This is a genomic window from Neobacillus drentensis, from assembly GCF_036966985.1.
GTDB classification, from domain to species: Bacteria; Bacillota; Bacilli; order Bacillales; family Cytobacillaceae; genus Neobacillus; species Neobacillus drentensis_E.
Window position 1 is genome coordinate 1 of sequence record NZ_JBALSN010000693.1, and the last position, 2,538, is coordinate 2,538.

The 2,538-nt window shown below is 36.5% G+C and carries 5 protein-coding genes; all 5 read left to right on the top strand.

Annotated features, from left to right (window positions below; all coding sequences use genetic code 11):
- Nucleotides 1–205: molybdopterin-dependent oxidoreductase (locus V7659_RS30585; protein WP_335543774.1), on the top strand; the 205-nt coding region annotated here is incomplete at its 5' end.
- Nucleotides 198–926 carry a nucleoside phosphorylase gene (locus V7659_RS30590; RefSeq protein ID WP_335543775.1) on the top strand — a complete coding sequence of 243 codons (729 nt, stop codon included), beginning with the start codon at nt 198–200 and terminating at the stop codon, nt 924–926. The genes V7659_RS30585 and V7659_RS30590, both read left to right, overlap by 8 nt.
- A 238-nt stretch (nt 927–1,164) precedes the next feature.
- On the top strand, nt 1,165–1,584 hold the full coding sequence (locus tag V7659_RS30595) for an RrF2 family transcriptional regulator (RefSeq protein WP_335543776.1): 420 nt from the start codon (nt 1,165–1,167) through the stop codon (nt 1,582–1,584).
- A 120-nt stretch (nt 1,585–1,704) separates the two neighbouring features.
- Nucleotides 1,705–2,100 carry an IDEAL domain-containing protein gene (locus V7659_RS30600; protein ID WP_335543777.1) on the top strand — a complete coding sequence of 132 codons (396 nt, stop codon included), beginning with the start codon at nt 1,705–1,707 and terminating at the stop codon, nt 2,098–2,100.
- Nucleotides 2,101–2,170: 70 nt separating this feature from the next.
- On the top strand, nt 2,171–2,485 hold the full coding sequence (trxA, locus tag V7659_RS30605) for a thioredoxin (RefSeq protein WP_144548327.1): 315 nt from the start codon (nt 2,171–2,173) through the stop codon (nt 2,483–2,485).
- The last annotated feature ends 53 nt before the right edge of the window (nt 2,486–2,538 follow it).

Below are 2,538 nucleotides of genomic sequence, written 5' to 3' on the forward strand. Positions count from 1 at the left end.
GCCACTTAGGCTGGGTGTTCCACATCTTTATTTTTGGAAAAGTGTAAAGTGGATAAGGGGCATCGAGTTTGTTGATGACAACAAGCCGGGGTTTTGGGAGAAAAATGGATTCCATATTAATGGGGATCCATATAAAGAGGAAAGATTCTCGGGAGAAGACCTGCCTATACCTGAGGATGAATGGGAGAGAAAAGACTTTGACTAAACATCTGCCAAATCTAACATTAACATCTGATAGCCTACCTGAGCGGTTCATTGTTTGTGGGGACCCTAAGCGGGCGAAAATAATCGCTGATCTTATGGATAACAGCAGCAAATTAGCAGAAAACCGCGAGTACCACAGTTACAGTGGCAGCTGGAATGGGAAAAAGGTTGGAGTTGTCAGCCATGGTGTCGGGTCACCAGGGGCAGCGGTATGCTTTGAAGAATTAATCATGGGTGGTGTCCAGTCCATTATCCGAGTAGGAACAGCAGGCTCTTATCAAAAGGATGTAATTCCTGGCAGTTTAGTCGTCAGCACCGCATCGGTAAGTTGTGATGGTTTAACAAAACAAATTGTACCTCCAGGATTCCCAGCTGTTGCAGATCGGAAGATTGTAGAGGAATTAACAAATGCCGCTTCCATTAATGAAAATGGCATTTTGGTAACAGAGGGAATGACTCTTACTCTTGATGCGTTTTATACAGGTGTTTTAGAATTTCCCCATCAGCTTTATAAGAAGGCTGGGGTTTTAGCTGTGGAAATGGAAAACTCAAGCTTATTTGTCATTGCTTCTATCAAAGGGGTTAAAGCTGGATCTATTCTCGCTATAGATGGTTATGCCGATGCAGAGCTTAGAGAAGAATATAATCCTCATAACGAATTGGTTTCCTCTGCGGTTGATGCAGGAATGAAAATTGCTCTTAATGCTATAACCGAATTATAAAAAGACTATGGACTAAAAGAAAGAAGGAAAAGCTTAGTGCTCTTCCTTCTTTTTTGCGCTTGGCATTGTCTCGCTCTAACTATATTAAATGATACCAAAATCGTTTTGATTGAATTAATATTTGTAAAAATTTAATTATGGGCTAGAGTGGAATTATTATAATTGAGTTATTTATTGTTGACTTTATAAACTGTAAATAATAAAATTACATTAATCTTCTTGAGGAGGAAGCATTGAAGTGAATAGTGATTTTACGATAGCCGTCCATAGTTTAGTCTATCTAGCATATTTACCAGATCATATGGCTAGCAGTGAGTCAATCGCTGCCAATGTTTGTACAAATGCGGCACGGATTCGAAAGATCATGAGCTGTTTGCGCAATTATGGATTTGTTAGGACAAAAGAAGGTATTGGTGGTGGCTATATTCTCGACTGTAATTCTCAAGAGGTATCATTGGCAGATATTTATCGTACCGTTTCACGCGGAAGCCTAAAACCAAACTGGTGCACAGGTGATCCTGAGCAAAAATGTGTTATCTCGTCTAATACCCAGGTGGTAATGGACCAGATTTTCAATGATGCTGAATTGTATTTTGAAAAATATTTAGAGAATATTACACTTAGTACTGTTTTAGAAAAAATTAAACATTGTCCATGATTTAGTTTTTTCTTTTATTCATACTGTATATTATTTTATTACAGTATAATGAGATGTTGCTAATAAACTTTTTTTAAAAAACCAAACTGTAACTTTTTTTATAACATTTAAGGGGTGTAGATGACAATGGCCGACAATTATCGATTTGAAAATGGGGATTGGATACAGGGTATATCCAGAGATGGAGAACTGATCCACGGGTATGTTGAAACCGTAGACACTACCAAAGGAATGTTACAAATAAATGTAATTGATAGTGACAATGAAACAGCGATTGGAAAATCGATTTGGATCGTAAATAAACGGGCTGAAAAGCTGCCCGAGACAACTGGTAGAAATGAAAGTGAGCTTTTAGCTTTAATAGATTTGGCTTTACTATTTAAAGATGAGCAGTGGTTTAAGGAATTATCGGTGAAATTAGTATCTACTAAAAAAAATCATGAAGTGCCGCCTACCAAAAAATCTAAATTTCTAATCAGTGGAAACAGAATGAGGAATTTTGATATGAAAAGGTAATTTTCATATATTTGTCAGAGTGAACAATTAAGTTTTTTAAAATAAAAAAATTAAAATGGAGGAAAAAATAATGGCAATTTTACACGTAACAGATCAAACTTTTGCTGCAGAAATGAAAGAGGGATTGGTGTTAGTGGATTTTTGGGCTCCATGGTGCGGGCCTTGTAAAATGATTGCACCTGTGTTGGAGGAAATCGATTTTGAAATTGGTGATAAAGTTGGGATTCTTAAACTTAATGTTGATGAGAACCCAGAAACAACAAGATCATTTGGTGTTATGAGCATTCCAACGTTGATTCTTTTCAAAGACGGTGTTGAAGTAGATAAGGTTATTGGCTTCCAACCAAAAGAAGCTTTAACAGAATTAATTTTAAAACACTCTTAATTTATATAGCTTTTATCAAAAACCTAAACTATAAGGTGAAGTTATAGAAAGGG

Bases quoted from the DNA above. Each gene is read 5' to 3' on its own strand.
- trxA (WP_144548327.1), top strand. From the start codon at position 2,171: ATGGCAATTTTACACGTAACAGATCAAACTTTTGCTGCAGAAATGAAA.
- V7659_RS30600 (WP_335543777.1), top strand. From the start codon at position 1,705: ATGACAATGGCCGACAATTATCGATTTGAAAATGGGGATTGGATACAG.